16 protein-coding genes and 1 tRNA gene are annotated in these 17,558 nt (G+C 52.3%); 1 reads left to right on the top strand and 16 read right to left on the bottom strand.

Going from position 1 to position 17,558, the window contains the following annotated elements; genetic code table 11:
- Positions 1-32: 32 nt before the first annotated feature.
- The 13 genes from ACFQ0F_RS03875 to ACFQ0F_RS03815 all read right to left on the bottom strand — a co-directional run bounded on the left by ACFQ0F_RS03875 (position 33) and on the right by ACFQ0F_RS03815 (position 14,658).
- Positions 33-1,268 carry a nucleoside recognition domain-containing protein gene (locus ACFQ0F_RS03875; protein ID WP_340674651.1) on the bottom strand — a complete coding sequence of 412 codons (1,236 nt, stop codon included), beginning with the start codon at positions 1,266-1,268 and terminating at the stop codon, positions 33-35.
- Between the two features lie 394 nt (positions 1,269-1,662).
- The gene (locus tag ACFQ0F_RS03870) at positions 1,663-2,010 is read right to left on the bottom strand and encodes a ComEA family DNA-binding protein (protein ID WP_379069327.1); all 348 of its coding nucleotides are present in this window, start codon (positions 2,008-2,010) and stop codon (positions 1,663-1,665) included.
- Between the two features lie 155 nt (positions 2,011-2,165).
- A tRNA-Pro gene (locus tag ACFQ0F_RS03865) sits at positions 2,166-2,242 on the bottom strand.
- Positions 2,243-2,288: 46 nt separating this feature from the next.
- Positions 2,289-2,717 carry a MerR family transcriptional regulator gene (locus ACFQ0F_RS03860; protein WP_449304925.1) on the bottom strand — a complete coding sequence of 143 codons (429 nt, stop codon included), beginning with the start codon at positions 2,715-2,717 and terminating at the stop codon, positions 2,289-2,291.
- Positions 2,692-2,994, bottom strand: a complete 303-nt coding sequence (gene ihfA, locus ACFQ0F_RS03855; RefSeq protein ID WP_340674649.1) for an integration host factor subunit alpha — start codon at positions 2,992-2,994, stop codon at positions 2,692-2,694. The genes ACFQ0F_RS03860 and ihfA overlap by 26 nt, the downstream gene beginning before the upstream one ends.
- A 28-nt stretch (positions 2,995-3,022) precedes the next feature.
- A complete protein-coding gene (pheT, locus tag ACFQ0F_RS03850) occupies positions 3,023-5,389 on the bottom strand; it encodes a phenylalanine--tRNA ligase subunit beta (protein WP_379069324.1) in 2,367 nt (788 codons plus the stop codon).
- A gap of 49 nt (positions 5,390-5,438) precedes the next feature.
- Positions 5,439-6,455, bottom strand: coding sequence for a phenylalanine--tRNA ligase subunit alpha (gene pheS, locus ACFQ0F_RS03845; protein WP_340674647.1), 1,017 nt, complete (start codon positions 6,453-6,455; stop codon positions 5,439-5,441).
- A gap of 199 nt (positions 6,456-6,654) precedes the next feature.
- Positions 6,655-7,014 carry a 50S ribosomal protein L20 gene (rplT, locus tag ACFQ0F_RS03840; protein ID WP_340674646.1) on the bottom strand — a complete coding sequence of 120 codons (360 nt, stop codon included), beginning with the start codon at positions 7,012-7,014 and terminating at the stop codon, positions 6,655-6,657.
- 18 nt (positions 7,015-7,032) lie between these two features.
- Complete coding sequence (rpmI, locus tag ACFQ0F_RS03835; RefSeq protein WP_340674645.1) at positions 7,033-7,230, bottom strand: 50S ribosomal protein L35; 198 nt, start codon at positions 7,228-7,230, stop codon at positions 7,033-7,035.
- Positions 7,231-7,330: 100 nt separating this feature from the next.
- The gene (infC, locus tag ACFQ0F_RS03830) at positions 7,331-7,879 is read right to left on the bottom strand and encodes a translation initiation factor IF-3 (protein WP_340674644.1); all 549 of its coding nucleotides are present in this window, start codon (positions 7,877-7,879) and stop codon (positions 7,331-7,333) included.
- Complete coding sequence (gene thrS, locus ACFQ0F_RS03825; RefSeq protein WP_340674643.1) at positions 7,869-9,812, bottom strand: threonine--tRNA ligase; 1,944 nt, start codon at positions 9,810-9,812, stop codon at positions 7,869-7,871. Before thrS ends, infC begins: the two co-directional genes overlap by 11 nt.
- Positions 9,813-9,889: 77 nt before the next feature.
- Positions 9,890-12,892 (bottom strand): translocation/assembly module TamB domain-containing protein, encoded by a 3,003-nt coding sequence (locus ACFQ0F_RS03820; RefSeq protein WP_379069317.1) that lies wholly within the window; start codon positions 12,890-12,892, stop codon positions 9,890-9,892.
- Complete coding sequence (locus tag ACFQ0F_RS03815; RefSeq protein WP_379069314.1) at positions 12,889-14,658, bottom strand: autotransporter assembly complex protein TamA; 1,770 nt, start codon at positions 14,656-14,658, stop codon at positions 12,889-12,891. Before ACFQ0F_RS03815 ends, ACFQ0F_RS03820 begins: the two co-directional genes overlap by 4 nt.
- 94 nt (positions 14,659-14,752) lie before the next feature.
- On the opposite strand from ACFQ0F_RS03815, the gene ACFQ0F_RS03810 reads away from it, so the two are divergent.
- Complete coding sequence (locus tag ACFQ0F_RS03810; RefSeq protein WP_379069311.1) at positions 14,753-16,024, top strand: MFS transporter; 1,272 nt, start codon at positions 14,753-14,755, stop codon at positions 16,022-16,024.
- A 39-nt stretch (positions 16,025-16,063) separates the two neighbouring features.
- Here the strand turns inward: ACFQ0F_RS03810 and ccmE are convergent, their stop codons facing one another.
- The 3 genes from ccmE to ACFQ0F_RS03795 are packed head-to-tail and all read right to left on the bottom strand — an operon-like array spanning position 16,064 to position 17,544.
- Positions 16,064-16,510 carry a cytochrome c maturation protein CcmE gene (gene ccmE / locus ACFQ0F_RS03805; RefSeq protein ID WP_340674639.1) on the bottom strand — a complete coding sequence of 149 codons (447 nt, stop codon included), beginning with the start codon at positions 16,508-16,510 and terminating at the stop codon, positions 16,064-16,066.
- Between the two features lie 3 nt (positions 16,511-16,513).
- On the bottom strand, positions 16,514-16,741 hold the full coding sequence (gene ccmD / locus ACFQ0F_RS03800; RefSeq protein WP_340674638.1) for a heme exporter protein CcmD: 228 nt from the start codon (positions 16,739-16,741) through the stop codon (positions 16,514-16,516).
- On the bottom strand, positions 16,741-17,544 hold the full coding sequence (locus ACFQ0F_RS03795; protein ID WP_379069307.1) for a heme ABC transporter permease: 804 nt from the start codon (positions 17,542-17,544) through the stop codon (positions 16,741-16,743). Before ACFQ0F_RS03795 ends, ccmD begins: the two co-directional genes overlap by 1 nt.
- Positions 17,545-17,558 lie beyond the last annotated feature (14 nt).

Genomic DNA, 17,558 nt, shown 5'->3' with positions numbered 1-17,558 from the left:
GCGCGGCCTCGCTGACGCGAGACAGAAAACACTCAGTTCGGCGGGAAAAACAGATAACAGGCATAGATAGCCGTGACCACGCCAGCAAGGTCGGCGAGCAGGCCACAGGCTAAAGCCCCGCGATCACGCTTAATACCGACGACGCCGTAATACACCGCCACCACATAGAAGGTGGTTTCGCTTGAGCCTTGCACCGTAGCCGCGACTAGTGCGGGAAAGCTATCAACCCCGTAGGTCTGCATGGTCTCGAGCATCATGGCGCGAGCACCACTGCCCGATAATGGCTTGATCAGTGCGGTTGTTAGTGCTGGGATAAAATCAGTCGCCATGCCAAGCTGAACAGCCAACCATGCAAAGCCAGCCAAGGCCGCCTCTAAGGCTCCGCTCGCCCTTAGGCCAGCAATGGCCACCAGCATTGCTAACAAGTATGGAATTAGGCCGATAGCAGTTTGAAATCCCTCTTTCGCGCCATCGATAAACTGATCATAGACCGGTTGTTTACGCCAATAGCCCCAGCCTAAAAACATCACGATGAGTGCTATCAATAAGCCGTTACCTAAAGCACCTGAGTTTCGCCCCATATCGGCAGGAGCCCATTGCGACACCCAGGTAATTAGGCCAGCGAGTGCCAAGGCAAAGCCTGCGGCATAAGCTAATACCACGCGATTAAACAGGCCAATGCGCTGGCTTAAGCAATAGGCCGAGACACCAACCAGCGTCGACATGCTGGTGGCCATTAAAATTGGCAAAAATACGCTGGCTGGATCGGCGGCGCCCTGCTGTGCACGAAACAGAAAGACGGTTACTGGAATCAAGGTCACCGATGAGGCATTGATCACTAGAAACAAGGCCTGTGCCTTGGTTGCACGCTCGGGCTCAGGGTTTAGCGTTTGCAGCTCATGCATGGCTTTTAAGCCCAATGGCGTAGCGGCGTTATCAAGACCCAGCACATTGGCAGACAAGTTCATGGTCATCGCGCCTAAAGCTGGATGACCTTTTGGCACCTCCGGCATTAGGCGCGCAAACAGTGGGCTTAAGCCACGACCAAGCACAGCAATTAGGCCAGCATGTTCAGCAACTTTAAACAGCCCAAGCCATAGCGTCATTAAGCCAATAAGGCCAATGCTGATATCGACACTGACTCGTGCGGCGTCGAACCACGCCATGACCACACGCGTACTGATTTCTAAGTCATTAGCGAAAATTGACTGATAGGCAACACAGAGCACTGTGATGAGAAAAAAACTGAGCCACAAACGATTGAGCAAACGAGCGCTCCTGCTTAACGCATGTCTACTTAAGACATGAAAAATATGTCATCGCAGCATAGCCTCCACAGCGTAAAAATTCAGTAAATCTTCGGCCACTTTGTCGATAGCCGCACAGCACGCGGCATTGGTGACTTTTCCACAGAAACTGTGGATAAGTCTGTTGATATCCTCTCTATGCACGCAGAGGCTGCAGCAATTACCTAAACCTACACAGATTGATCATTTTTTGAGCAAAGTGTAATTTCACTTACTTATCAATGATTTATATTTGTCAACGTTGAAACATATAATATATAGGCCACTATCGCTGAAAATAAACAGGACTTTTTGAGCAAGTGCATTTCATCGGTCGATAAAATGCACTTGCCTGTCTTTTGTCTGACAAAAAATATTAGCGAATAGATAAAATTGCTTTATTTCGCTCGTACAGCGATGGGCCGATACCTTTCACTTCCATGAGCTGTGCTGGATTTTTAAAACCACCATTCGCCTTACGCCAAGCAACAATAGCTTCCGCTTTTTTCGGGCCAACGCCGACTAATTTATCCGTTAGCTCTGCGGCATTCGCGCTATTTAAATTCAATGAGCCAGCTTTCGACTTTGTCGCTGCTGGCGCTGTCGCTGCAGCATTGGTTTTCGACACAGCTGTGGCTGGTGCTGCGGCCACAAAAGGTGAAAAACTGCATGCCATGACGATGGCAGCCGCCGATAAAGCCTTTGTTAGTGTGGTGAGTGTCATGGGGCGTCCTCCTTGGACTGTTTGGGTACACTCCAAGGTATAGATGCGCTTGTGCTGAATTGCCAAAAAATAGATGAAAAATATGCCTAATTATTTTCACTAGACCAAAAAAAACCGCTGAAGCAAGGAGCCTCAACGGTTTAGAAACTTTTGAATGGTCGGGACGGCAGGATTTGAACCTGCGACCACTTCACCCCCAGCGAAGTGCGCTACCAGGCTGCGCTACGCCCCGACGAAGCACGCATCATACTGAAATTGTTTTCGATGTCTAGCCTGGCTTAAGCGTCTTGGCTCAACAATTGAGCAATTTGCTCTAAATCGTTCAGCATTTCATCAATCGCCTGTTGTAGGGACTGCGATCCGGCAGCGATGACTGGAGCTGCTAAAGCCTCACCTGCCACTTTTGCATGATTACTTGGAGCTACACCTTGCTTAAGCTCTTGCAGCTGAGCACGCGCACCTTGGATGGTGTAGCCCTGAAAATACAATAGCTCGCGAATACGGCGAATCAACTGCACATCTTCGCGCTGATAATAGCGGCGATTACCGCGTCGTTTCACTGGTTTAAGTGAAGGAAACTCTTGCTCCCAATAACGCAGGACGTGGCACTTCACATCACAGAGTTCGCTTACCTCACCAATGGTCAAGTAACGCTTATTAGGGATTTCCGGCAGCGCAGAATCAGTCGCTGTGATGGACATGCTCATCTACTCGCTGCTTGAGTTTCTGGCCCGGTCTAAAGGTCACCACACGACGAGCCGAAATAGGAATTTCCTCGCCAGTTTTTGGGTTACGACCAGGGCGTTGACGCTTATCGCGCAACTCAAAATTGCCAAACCCTGAGAGCTTCACAAACTGGCCATCGACCAGTGCTTGGCTGACCTCTTCAAAAAACTGTTCAACCAATTCTTTGGCTTCACGTTTATTCAGGCCGAGCTCGTCGAACAAGCGATCAACCATATCGGCTTTAGTTAAGGCACCCATCGACGTCTCTCCTGAACGATTTTATCGCTTAGCGTAAGCGCACGGCTAAATCAGCCAATGCCGTTAGCACATTATCCACACTACTCTGCACCTCGGCATCTAATAAGGTACGCTCAGCATGCTGCCAAATGACAGTAATCGCCAAGCTGTAATAGCCCTCAGGCAAACCAGACCCGCGATACACATCAAACAAATCTACTCGCTGCAGATCGGCACCTGCGTGCTGCCTAATGCTGCTAATAACAGCGTCTGCATTCACAGCCAATGGCACTAGCAAGGCCAGATCACGCTGCATCTGCGGAAAGCGCGATAGCGGCGTAAAGCCCGGCAGACTACCTAAAGCTAATAGTTGCTGTGACAACTCAAATGCAAACACAGGGCCATCAACATCGAAAGCCGCTAATGTGCTGGGATGGATTGCGCCAAGCACACCTAAACAGGTATCGCCTTCGTATATCTCAGCACATTGGCCGGGATGAAAACCGTCACGTTGCGCCGACACAAATCGCAGCGTAGCGACTCTAGCGACACTCAGCAAGTGCTCAATATTTCCTTTTAGATCATAGAAGTCGACATTAGTCTTCGTGTTACTCCAGAGCATCGGCAAAGCTGAACCCACCAGTACGCCAGCAAGCATCGGCTCTTGCACCAAGCCATCGGCCTTAGGCAGGAAACGCATGCCTGCTTCAAATAGGCGAATACGACTTTGCTGGCGGCTTTGGTTATGACGAACGGCCATTAGCAAGCCAGGCAGTAAACTGGTGCGCATGCTCGCAAGCTCTTGCGACAACGGATTAGCTAAGGTCAGCGGCGTCAAATTTGGGGTAAAGGCTTGCTGCACTGAAGCTTCGGTAAAGCTAAAAGTAATGGCTTCTTGATAGCCCATATCGACCAAGGCACGTTTTAGACGACGCAGGCTTTGCGCTGACTCTGTGCGCGGCGCTAACTTGATAGCGGCGAGCGCAGGCGTAACGGGAATATTGTTGTAACCAGTCAGGCGGGCCAACTCTTCAATCAGATCAACTTCAATGCTGATATCGAAGCGATGGCTCGGTGGAGTAACCAACCAACCATCGTTAGATGCCTCAATCTGCATACCTAAGCGCTTGAGCAAGGCGATCACACGCGCATCATCAATACTAAAGCCGAGAACGCGAGTGATGCGTTGGCGTCGTAAATTTATGGCTAGCCGTTGTGGCAAATGCTTAGCGTTAGTCATTTCCAACACAGGGCCAGCTTCGCCGCCCAGCACTTCGATAATCAGCGCCGTAGCCAACTCAATGGCATGACGTGGCAATTCTGCATCGACACCACGCTCGAAGCGGTGCGAAGCGTCAGTGTGCAGGCCATAACGGCGCGCCTCACCGGCTAAGGCGAGCGGATCGAAGTGTGCTGCTTCTAAAAATACGTCAACGGTTGTGTCAGACACTGCGCTGCCCTGCCCACCCATAACGCCAGCTAGCGCAATCGCGCCATGATCATCGGCAATAACTAAGCTGCTCTCGCGCAGGCTCAGCACTTGGCCATCGAGTAGAGTCAGCGCTTCAGCTGCGTTGGCACGGCGCACGCGCACGCTGCCATTAAGCTTTTGCTCATCGAAGGCGTGCATGGGCTGGCCGAGTTCAAGCATGACCCATTGCGTGATATCAACCAATGGGCTGACGCTGCGCACACCATAGCGGCGCAGGCCATCAACTAACCATGCTGGGCTTGATGCTTGGCGCAAGCCGCGAATTACACGGCCAACATAGCGCGGGCAAGCACTCGTATCTTCAACAACAATGTCACGTTGATGTTCAGTAGTTGCAGTCATCGCTGATGGCAATGACAACTGAATATCTAAATCAAAAACCGCTGCCGCCTCGCGTGCCAAGCCTCTTAAACTCAAGCAGTCACCGCGATTAGGCGTTAAACCTAAAGTGATGAGCTGATCATCTAGGGCTAAATACTCGCGAATATCGGCACCAATGGGCGCGTCGAGAGGCAGCTCCCAGAGGCCATCTGATTGCTCAGCTAGACCAAGCTCCTGTTCGGCGCAGAGCATGCCGCTAGAGGCAACACCACGCAGCTTGGCGGCCTTGATGCGAAAATCGCCAGGCAAAACCGCGCCAATCGTAGCCACCGGCACACGAATATCGGCACGCACATTGGCGGCACCGCAAACAATTTGCAGCAGCTCGGGCTGGGCAATATCGACCATGGCCACGCGCAGTTTGTCGGCATCGGGATGCGGCTCAGTGCTGACCACTCGGCCAACAACTACGCCAATAAAAGCAGGAGCCATCGACTCAATAGCATCGACTTCAAGACCGGCCATGGTGAGCTGATGCGCAAGATCGGCGGTGTTGACCGCTGGGCTGGCTAAACGACGCAGGCGTTGTTCACTAAATTGCATAGTTAACTCGCAAAGCGTGCTTCAAACACGCCTTATAAATAATTGATATTTAAGAGAATTGACGCAAGAAACGAACGTCATTATCGAAAAATAGGCGCAAGTCATTGACGCCATAGCGGAGCATAGCAAAACGCTCAACGCCCATGCCAAAGGCAAAGCCTTGGAATTTTTCAGGGTCAATGCCGCAATTGCTTAGCACTTGTGGATGCACCATGCCGCAACCCAAGACTTCCAACCAACCGGTCTGTTTACAAACACGGCAGCCCTTACCAGCACACATTACGCAGGCAATATCGACTTCAGCCGAAGGCTCGGTAAAGGGGAAATACGAGGGGCGAAAACGTACTTTCAGCTCTTGCTCGAAAAACACCTGCAAGAACTCAGAAATAATGCCTTTGAGATTAGCAAAGCTGACATTCTCATCGATCAACAAGCCTTCGACCTGATGGAACATCGGCGAATGCGTTAAGTCAGAATCACAACGATAAACACGGCCAGGGCAAACAATTCGAATTGGCGGTTGCTGTGACTCCATGACGCGCACTTGCACGGGTGAAGTGTGCGTGCGCAGCAGGCGATTGGCATCGAAATAGAAAGTGTCGTGCATGGCGCGCGCTGGGTGATGCGAAGGGATATTTAGCGCTTCGAAGTTATGGAAATCATCTTCCACTTCTGGGCCATCAGCAATTTGAAAGCCTGCCTGCGTAAAGAAGTCCTCAATGCGCTCCATTACGCGGGTCACGGGGTGCAAACCACCCGCTTGCTCACCACGGCCGGGCAAAGTGACATCGATTTGCTCGCGGCTCAGCTTATCGCTCAAAGCCTGAGCTTCTAGTGTGGCTTTACGCGAGCTGATGGCTTCAGTCACGGCTTCGCGCACGGCATTTAGCTCAGCGCCAAATGTCCGGCGAGCATCAGCATCCATTCCGCCTAAGCGGCGTGATTGCTCACTCAGCACACTTTTTTTACCTAGATACTCCACGCGTAACAGCTCAACGCTAGCTACATCATGGGCAGCGGCGACGGCAGCGCTAGCGGCGCTGACTAATGCCTGCAAATCACTCATAGGCTTTCATCTCATTTAAAAACCAGCCTTCAATAGCCAGCATTCAACCAATATTCAAGATGGGTGTCTGCGCAAGTTGCAGCAAGACAGGTCAATAAAAAAGGGGAAGAACCGCAGCGGCCCTTCCCCCTTTATACCGCGCTAGCACGCCAGCGCGGTTGGTTATCGGCACACTTAAAGCGTGCAAATAACCGATCGATCAGGCAGCGAGGCTGGCCTTGGCCTTTTCAGCAATCGCAGCGAAAGCGGCAGCATCATGCATAGCAATATCTGCCAATACACGACGGTCGATTTCGATGGACGCTTTTTTCAGACCGTTGATCAAACGGCTGTAGGAGAGACCGTTCAAACGCGAAGCCGCGTTGATACGAGCAATCCAAAGGGCACGGAACTGGCGCTTTTTCTGGCGACGGTCACGGTAAGCATACTGGCCGGCTTTGATAACCGCCTGGAATGCTACGCGATAGACGCGCGAACGAGCACCATAGTAACCCTTGGCACGATCGAGAATTTTTTTGTGACGACGATGGGCGACAACGCCGCGTTTTACACGAGCCATATTTTATCCTCCGTCAGATCAGCAGTTAGGCAGCATGCGCAGCACGCTTGGCACGTCACAGGCAGCAACCTGTGTCATGGGGCGTAGCTGACGAATACGCTTCGCCGATTTCTTGGTGAGAATGTGGCGCTTGTAAGCTTGCTTGCGCTTGAAGCCATTCGCCGTTTGTACGAAGCGCTTTGCAGCGGCTCGTTTGGTCTTGATCTTTCCAGACATTATGTCTACCTCGTTAGTGACCCTTTCAGCCTTTATCGAACGGTCCGCAGACTGAGCTCGACTGACTTGGGGGTAAGTAATAAATTAGCGTCCTGCCAACTTACTTCTTTTTCTTAGGACCGATGAGCATGCCCATCAGACGTCCCTCTATTTTCGGGTGTTGTTCCACAACCCCGATCTCGGCCAGATCGACCTCGATTCTTTGCAGCTGTTTTAAGCCCAGCTCTTGGTGCGCCATTTCGCGTCCGCGAAAACGCAATGTAATCTTGCACTTATCGCCATCTTCTAAAAAGCGAACGATGTTGCGCAGCTTGACTTGATAGTCGGCCTCTTCAGTACCAGGACGCAATTTGATCTCTTTGATCTGCATCTGGTGCTGCTTCTTCTTAGCTTCTTTGGCCTGCTGCCTTTTTTCGAAAACGAACTTGCCATAGTCCATGATGCGACAGACGGGCGGCTCAGCATCGGCCACGATTTCAACAAGATCCAGTGCAACTGCTTCAGCAGCGGCAATAGCCTCACGAATACCTACAATCCCGACTTGCTCACCATCTTGGTTAATCAGACGCACTTCACGGTGCGTGATGTCCCCGTTAATGGTCGCGCGCTTGCTGTCACGACCCGACTTATTATCTGGCTTAATGTTCATTCTCCGTTAATTGACCCTTCTGGGTGATATCCGTTTGCAAACGCTCAATGAACGCGCTCAACGGCATAGTGCCAAGATCTTCACCTTGACGAGTACGCACAGCCACCAAGCCTTGCTCGGCTTCCCGATCGCCAATCACTAGCATATACGGAACGCGCTGAAGCGTACGCTCGCGGATTTTATAGCCAACCTTCTCATTTCTCAAGTCGCTAATGGCGCGAAACCCCTGAGATTTCAACGATTTTTCAATATCAGCGACATATGGAGCTTGTTTATCGGTGATATTCATCACGCAGACTTGTACTGGCGACAACCACGTTGGCAAGATGCCGGCGTAGTTTTCCAGCAACATGCCGATAAAGCGCTCGAACGAACCCAAGATAGCACGGTGCAACATGATCGGGCGTTGGCGTGTGCTGTCTTCAGCAATAAAGCTGGCATCGAGACGTTCAGGCAAGTTTGGATCGTATTGCAAGGTACCGCATTGCCAGGCACGACCCAAGCAATCATGCAGCGTAAATTCGATTTTTGGACCATAAAATGCGCCCTCGCCTGGCAAGTACGACCAGCTTAAACCTGATTCATCGAGGGCATCGGCCAAGGCTTTTTCGGCGCTATCCCATTGCTCATCGCTGCCAATGCGTTTTGCAGGGCGCGTGGACAGCTTCAAGGTGACATCGTCAAAGCCAAAGTCAGCGTAGACCTTGAGCGTAAGGCGAATAAAGTCGGCGGCTTCTTGGCGCACTTGAGCCTCGGTACAGAAAATATGCGCGTCATCTTGTGTAAAGCCGCGCACACGCATGATGCCGTGCAGTGCGCCCGATGGCTCATTGCGATGGCAGGCACCGAACTCGGCCATACGTAGTGGTAAATCGCGATATGACTTCAGGCCTTGGTTAAACACTTGCACGTGGCATGGGCAGTTCATCGGCTTCACCGCGTAGTCACGACTTTCCGACTGCGTCGTAAACATGTTTTCGGCGTAGTTGCCCCAGTGTCCTGATTTTTCCCAGAGCACACGATCAACGACTTGCGGCGTACGCACTTCAACATAGCCGGCATCGCGCTGAATGCGGCGCATGTACTGCTCAACTTCCTGATAAATCGTCCATCCGTGCGGGTGCCAAAACACCATGCCTGGCGCTTCTTCCTGCAAGTGGAACAGATTTAGTGCGCGGCCGATTTTGCGATGGTCGCGCTTTTCTGCCTCTTCAATGCGTTGAATATAAGCGGCGAGCTGCTTTTTATCGGCCCATGCGGTGCCATAAACGCGTTGCAGCTGTTCGTTATTGGCATCACCACGCCAGTAAGCGCCGCTCAATTTGGTAAGTTTAAATACTTTCAAAAACCGTGTATTAGGCACGTGTGGGCCACGACACATATCGACGTATTCCTCGTGAAAATACAGGCCCATGGCCTGCTCATCGGGCATATCGTCGATCAGGCGTAGCTTGTATTCCTCGCCACGCGCCTTAAACAGCTCAATGACTTCCGCACGCGGCGTCATTTTTTTGATCACGTCATAGTCGGTAGCGATCAGCACTTTCATGCGCGCTTCAATCGCCGCCATATCATCGGGCGTGAAGGGACGCTCATAGGCGATGTCGTAGTAAAAGCCCTCAGCGATAACCGGGCCGATAACCATCTTCGCCGTTGGAAATAGCTGCTTAACGGCATGACCAACCAAGTGTGCGCAGGAGTGGCGGATAATTTCGACGCCAGCATCATCTTTCGGCGTGATGATTTGCAGCTGCGTATCGTCGCTAATGAGGTCGCAGGCATCAATTAGACGCGCCTCGCCCTCGGCGTTGAGTAGGCGGCCGGCGATAGTGACTTTCGCCAAGCCCGGGCCAATGCTTGCGGCCACATCCATGACACTAACGGGCTGCTCAAACTCGCGCTGCGAGCCATCGGGCAAAGTAATAACCGGCATGAAAACTCCTGATTGCACGACGTAAAACGACGCGGTGCAGACTCACAAAGGCTGAAAATTAGCGCGCTAGTGTAGCGCTAAAAGCGCCAGCTATAAAACAAGGTAATTGCCGATTCGAGCGCACTTAAGGCCTCAAGCGAGAGCCGACGATTGATTTGATAGCGCACGGTCACCGACTGTGACGGCTGAAACACGCCGCGGCCAATGCTCAGCCACACTTTTTCACTTAAGCGCCCAGATACCGCTACCTCGGTGGAGTCTGAGTCGCCTTGCGTACCAATGGTCAAATCACTAAGGCCTAAGCGTTCGCCGAGCATGCCGATAGCACCTGTTTTCCCGGTTAAATTTAGCGCTGCACTAAGGGCCAAAGCTTGTTTGTCAGCGGCACTAGTTTCTTGTTTATTGCCCAATGAACGCCCTAACACCAAGTAGGACAAAATCTCGTCTTGCGACATCGGGCTATCACTGGTGAGTGTTATCGCTGGTTTCGGGGCTTGACCAATAACATTAACGCCGACTTTTATGCCGTCGATTTCGCGCGAGGCCGTAAGCCGGATATCTGGTGTTGTTAACGGGCCGGCAAAGAGTAAGCGGCCTTGCTCTATGGTTAATCGCTGGCCATAAGCGGCAAATTTAGCATCGGGCTTTAAGCTGATTTCACCATTTGCTGCCAGCGAGGTATTTGGTGTTTGCGTGAGTAGTAGCTGGCCACGCAGACCTGCGTCAAGACCATAACCGGTGAGCGTGATGCCTTCGCCCAACATAACGCGAACACGCAAGTTAAGCGGCAGGCCATTGGGTGTGTCGCTTAGGGCAATTTCGCGACCACTGCGATTGCGCACAATAACCACATCACTCGACGGCTTTGGCGCGCCTGCAGCTAGCGATTTTAATGTGATATCGGCTTTATTAACGACGACCTCACCATTGATCGTCAGTTGCTCATCTAGCCAGGCAATATCAAGCGTTGGCGACACTTTGCCTTGCACCCATGGGGCATAGGCAAAGGCCATGGCTCCGCCGCTAATTTGTGTTTTTACGCGAATATCGGGCTGCCAAGTGGCCTCGCCTGTGATGGCTAGTTGGCCATTGCTGCTGTCTTTTACGTTGGCCGTCCAGGTCGCACGCTGCCCCGCTAGGCGGCCATCAACGACGAGTTCAGGCCATTCAAGCCCATAACGCGGCCATGATAAATTGGCGCCAAGCGACCATTGCCCTGTGAGTACGGGCTTATCGAGCGTGCCAGAAGCGCGGATCTCGCCATCGCTGCGGCCAGCAAAAGCCAAGCCCTCGGGCAGAGCCATCGGCAGCTCGGCGAGGTTTATATCCTGCCATTTTATGTCAGCGTCTAGTGGCGGCTCAGCAAGCGTAGGGTTACGCCGGAAACTCGCCGTTAAGCCACCACCTTTAGGTGCTTGCACAGCAAGATTTGCCAGCCATTGCTTAGGGTCTAGGTCGGCTTTAACGCAAACAAACCATGCGCTAAAAGCTGGATCTATCTGCTTCCAGCAAGCCTGTTCTAGATGGCTGTGCTTAGCAGAAAGCGATAACGCCACGGGCTTATTGAGCTGCCAACGGCTTTGTTTTGGCGCCAGCTTGGCCTGCTTGAGCTGACCTTCCCAAACTAACGTTTTTAATGCCAAACCGCCCGCTGCCTGCAATGACAAAGCGCCTTGGTCAGCGAGTATATCGAGACTTAAATTATGCTTCTCAACACGGCCATCGAGCTTAATCTTGGCCTGATTGAGCAAAGGCTGTGCGACTTTGTCGGCGCTGTACTGAGCCAAATGCTTCAGCAAGATGTTAGCTTTGCCCTGACCGTCTGGCCAAGCACCCCGCCACTGCGCATCTGCGGTTAATGCGCCGGCGATCTGAGTTTGAAAGCGCTGCAAGCGCGGCACATGGATGCTTGCCATTAGGCCGCTATCAGGCCAGCCTTTGGCGCTGATCAATGCATTTGCTAAGCGCATATTAACCAGTGTTTGCGCTGTTTTAGCCTGATCAAATTGAGCGACGATAGTCCACGGCTCTTTGCCCAGCTTGCCCCGCCAGTCGATGCTGGCCTTGAGGCTGCTTTCAGGGCTTTGCCAGCGCAATGGCCCCGCCAAATGCGCAGTTCTGGGGACATTTTTAGGCCATTCTAGGCTTGAGCTTTTTAGTAAGTTGGCGCGCAAATCTAAGGCTAGCTCGCCTTGCTCCGTGCTGCCGGCAAATGTCATCGCACCTGGTGCTAAGCGCCAATCGTCTTGCCCAGGTGGCTGCCATTGTGGCCACGAAATACGGCCCCGAAATGGCAAGGTCGGCAATAAGGCATTGACGGTCGCATCGAAGGCAACGGGGTATTTTGCAGGCCCACGCAGCTTCGCGCGCAAGGCCGACAAATCACCTGCTAAGCTGATGCGCTGGCTTGGCATCGTGCTAGAGGCAATTGTCACCGAGGCACTGAGCGGCCACTGCTGCTTCAACGCTAGCTCTGCCTGAAGCTGTAATTTCCATTCGCTATAGGCAAGAGACAGCTGATCAATAGTAATACTTCTGCCATGGCCTCTGGCAGATAGCTTAATGTCGTCAAGCGTCAACGGCTCAGCCTCAAAGGCGCTCCAATGCAGCTGCTTTATATGCGCATTAGACAGCCCCCAAAGCAGCGGCAAGCTGATGGTTGGCGGGACAAATACCTCTGGCTCACTGGCCTTTAAGGCCTGAGCTGAGACGCTATCGGCCTGCACATTGGCGATAACTAAACGCCCAGCAAGTAGCTGCGAATAGCTCAGTGCAAGCTCTAGCTTTTCGACCTGCACGGCAGTTGAGGCGTTATGCCATGCGAGTTTGTCTACACTCAGGCCTGTCGCCAATGAGCCGGAAAGGCCATCGAGCTCAAGGTCGGGAACCATAGACTGTGCCTGTTGCCAGATCCAGCGCGGTGCTGACTCGCTAAAAAATACGATGCCCGCTGTGATGACCAGCAATAACACGACATAAAACAAAATCGTGCTGCTTAGCCGCCAAAGCCAAGCCAGTATAAACGCTAGCACTCCGCGTGCTTTGCTGATTGGCGTGTTTGGCTTTAGCTCCTCGGTCAAAGCGCAGCCCCTAGCGTTAAGTGCAAACGCAGCGGCTTACCGGGCTCAGATATAGCCGAGGCAATATCGAAGCGCACAGGTCCAACAGGGGAAATCCAGCGTAAACCAACGCCGGCGCCTATTTTTAGCGGCTGCCAAGAGCCCGTATAGGCGTTGCCGGCATCGATAAATACGGCAGGTCGCCACGTTGGCAACCAACGCCAGGCGTATTCAAACGAGCCCGCCACCAAATTCTGACCGCCGACACTGTCACCAGCGGCATTCACCGGCGAAATACTGCGGTAATCATAGCCGCGCACGCTGCTGTCGCCGCCGGCATAAAAGCGAGTGCTAGGCGGCACATTGCTGAAATCTGGACTGATGATATGGCCTAACTCTAGGCGCGTAAGAAACATATGCTGTTTGGATAGCGTGGTGAGGTGGCGCCAATTAGCACGTAGCAACAGAAAGTCTGCATCGGAGAAAAAATCTCTGCTCGCGGCTTCAATTTGATATTGCTGATTAAAGCCACGAATGGGGTCAAGCCCGCCTCGACTTTCAAGTTTCGATAAGCTCACGCTTGGCACTAAAAGCGCCTGCGCACCAGACTCGCCGCTCACTCGCTGAAAACGCTCCTCGCTCAAACGCAAGCCATACGTACGTTGCCAGCCCCTAGTAGGTGCAATAACGCGCTGCACACCTAATACCGTTTGCGTAGTTTGGGTGTCGTCAATGTCGTCGCGCAAGACTCCCGCTAAAAACTGAATAGTGTCTTCAATTGGGTGCTTAAATGGGATGCGATAGCGCACTTCGGCTTGCTGGCGCACTACCGAAACTTCGCTGCTGGCCTCAATGCCATGGCCCTTTTCGTTGAAGCGCGGACGCTGCCAATTCACGCTAATACGCGGGCCAACATCGGTGGCATAACCTAAACCAACGGACATTTTATTGGGCTCACGAACATCGACCTGAACTATGACTGGGCGCTGACCAGCGCTGGTTTCTTCCTGCAAGTCAACGCGAACATCTTGGAAGTAGCGGGCATCGAGTAAGTTTTTTTGCAATGCCACCAGCTGCTTAGCGCTAATGGGATCGCCCGCTTGAAATGGCGTTAATGCCTGCAACCACTTTGGCTCTATGGCATCTAAGGGTTCGCCATCTTGATCGATAAAGCTCAATTCACCGAAATGCGAACGCGGGCCGCGCTCAAACGCCAAGCTGATGTCTGCTTTACGGCTGAATAAATCCAGCGCAATGCGTTGCGTGACCCAATGACCTGAATAGTAGCCACGAGATAAAGCCAAGTTCTCAACGGATTGTTTATAGTCGCTATAGGCGGCTTGGTTCAGCACATCGCCTTTTTTCAAAGGAAACTTAGGTGGCCGAAAGCCACGATCTGGCTCGTTTTCACCCAGCCATTGCAGCTCAATATTATCAACAAGCACAGGCTCACCTGCTGCCACGATCACAGCCATGCCCTCGCCTGCAGGCATAACACTGACTTCTGCGTCGTAATAACCAACAGCTTTTAAGGTGTCATTAATGGCATCTTGCACAGCCACGGCGCGCGCTAGTTTTGCCGCTGCGGTTAAAGGCTCAGGCTTCTTTTTGGTGAGGTCGATGACATCAAGCAATTCACCTTTTTCATACCAAGGCCCAGCTGCGAGCTCAACCACCGCGCGCAAGCTATCTGGCGTCACTTGAAAGCGCCAGTCATCTGCCCATGCCGCGCTCGTTATTAGCAGCGCGGTCAACAGCAGGATGATTTTTTGCCTAATTCGGCGCATGCCCACAGCCTATGGAAAAATTAATGCGCCATGATAGCGATTATCGCCTCAGTCTGGGCATACTCGACGCTAAATTCCGCTACGAGTTTCACTTATGGTCTCGCTACGTCACGTACTCGCTCAGCGCCAATTTTGGCCATTGTTTGGTACTCAGTTTTTCGGCGCTTTTAACGACAACGCGTTTAAGCAGGCGCTGATTTTATTACTGACCTTCCAAACTGCCACCTATAGCGAACTGCCCGTTGGCCTACTCACCAACCTCTGCGCTGGCCTATTCATTCTGCCGTTCTTTCTATTTTCCGGCATCGCTGGGCAATGGGCTGATCGCTTCGAGAAAGCCCAACTTACCCAGCAAGTTAAAGTGCTAGAAATTTGCCTGATGAGCTTGGCTTTTCTTGGATTTTATTTGCAGTCATTGCCGCTGCTACTGATCACACTATTTGGCATGGGCTCACAGTCAGCACTATTTGGCCCGATAAAATATGCATGGTTGCCCGAGCGCCTAGCCCCCAATGCTCTGATGCCAGCCAACGCCTTAGTTGAGACCGCCACATCTTTGGCGATTCTGCTTGGCAGCTTATTTGGCGGCGTATTAGTCACCGTGTTTGATGCTGATGTCGCTGTACTGGGTGGCAGCCTGATTTTCCTAGCTGTGGTTGGTTGGGCTTTTAGCCGTAATATGCCGATCGGTGTTGCCATCGAGCCAAAACAGCGCACTGACTATCATCTCGTACGTAACACCAAGGCCTGCTTAGGCGCGCTGCGGCGCAATGCCTTTCGCTGGCAACTAAGCTTAGGCATCTCTTGGTTTTGGTTATTTGGCGCACTATGGCTAACGCAGCTGCCCGAATTCACCGCACTTTATTTAGGTGGTGATGCTGGCGTGGCAACGGCTCTATTGGTGCTGTTTTCGGTTGGCATTGGCATTGGCTCATTGGCCTGTCACTCACTAGTGAAAGTGTTGCCACCAGGTCGAGTGGTGATGGTCGGCGGCCTAATGATGGCGGCGCTAAGCCTGCTCATCCCTAACCAGCACTACGTTGGTGAGCTCTTAAATCTGCGGCAATGGATGGGAACGTCTGGCGTCTGGCGTCATATATTTCAGCTCACAGCAGTCGGCTTCGGTGCGGGCCTCTATATCGTGCCTTTATATGTACTAATTCAGGCCGATGCGGCCAAGCATGAACGCGCGCAAGTAATAGCCGGCATCAACGTACTCAATGCGCTATTTATGGTCAGCAGCGCATTGATCGCGATGGTGGTGCTCGGCGTACTGGGCTTATCGCTGTATAGCCTGATGGCTGGCCTAGGTGTGTTGACCTTGCTAACTACTTGGCTGTGGCGCTTTAAACAAGCGTCACAGTAAAGCCCTTTCGAGTCTCTCAATAAGAATGACTCGAAAGGCTCAATAAGCGGGCTTATCGCCAGGATGACCCGCTGCTTCAATGGCCTCTTTTACCCGCGGCGACATATAGTTCTCATCGTGTTTGGCCAAGACTTCACTGGCGACAACCTCGCCATTGACCCACTCACCATTGGCGACAATGCCCTGCCCCTCGCGAAATAAATCGGGCAGGATGCCGGTAAATTGCACCGGGACAGTGGCTTTTAAATCACTGAGCATAAAGCGCACAGCAAGGCTGTCTGGCGAACGCTGCACCGAACCCTGCACAACCAAACCGCCAACCTGAATGTTTCGGCCTTCCGGCGCTTCATGGGCCGCAAGTTGGCTAGGTGTGTAAAACAAGTTGATGTTTTGCCGCAGCGCATAGCTAGCGAGCGCAACAACCGCACCTAAACCTAGCAGCAATAGCACGACCCAAATTAGGCGACGGCGACGTTGTGGATGCATGGTTTAGCGCTCCTGAGTGGTTGAAATAGTGGTTTTATTAGGTTTTCCCGCAGAGAAATGTTGTTGTGCAATCTGCCGGCGTCGGCGTTGCAATGCCAGCCAACGGCGCTGACTTAAGCGCGAGCCAATAATCAACGCCGCAAGGCTTAAAATCATAATGCCGTAGGAGGCCCAAACATAAGGCGCATGTCCGCCCATGGCGAAAAACTCAGACCAGCTTGCGAAATACATTAGCGGCCTCCTACTGAGTTCGAGGGTGTGACTAATTCGGCTATAGCTGCCTCACCATGAATCTCTGCCTGCACCCAGCGACTACGCACTTCTCGGCGCAAAATCTCATGACGGCTGCGCATTAAAATCACGCTAGCAAACAAGCAATACAGCCCTAAAAACATCACTAACAACGGTAGGTACATATCTGGCGGCATGGTTGGCCGTTCGGTGATGCGAAAGGTTGAGCCTTGATGCAGCGTATTCCACCATTCCACCGAGTATTTGATGATGGGTAGGTTGATGACGCCGACCAAAGCAAGCAGGGCCGAAGCTTTGCTGCCCTGGCTTTGGCTATCAAAAGCTTGCTGCAAAGCCATCACGCCGCAATACAAAAACAGCAAAATCAGCATTGAAGTCAGGCGTGCATCCCACACCCAATAAGTGCCCCACGTTGGTTTGCCCCAAAGCGAGCCGGTAATCAGTGCTAGCAAGCAAAATAGCGCGCCCACTGGAGCTGCCGCACGCGCCACGGCATCGGCTGTTTTCACTCGCCACACCAGTGAAATCACCGCGCAGATGGCCAAGAGTAGATAGCCGCCCATGGCCAAGCTTGCCGCCGGCACATGAATGAAAATAATGCGATAGCTATTACCTTGCTGGTAATCCTCGGGGGCAATCGCTAGGCCCCAGATCAGACCAACACTGAGCAATATCGCGGCAGGCCAAGCAAACCATGGCAGCCAAAGCCCACTTAAGCGGTAAAAATGCCGCGGGCTTACTGTGCTTTCAATGCTTGCCCACGCTCGTTTATATACATTCATCTCGGTCGTTGTAC

This window comes from Paraperlucidibaca wandonensis, assembly GCF_042677145.1.
GTDB lineage: Bacteria > Pseudomonadota > Gammaproteobacteria > Pseudomonadales > Moraxellaceae > Perlucidibaca > Perlucidibaca wandonensis.
This window is presented reverse-complemented; position numbering and strand designations above follow the sequence as displayed.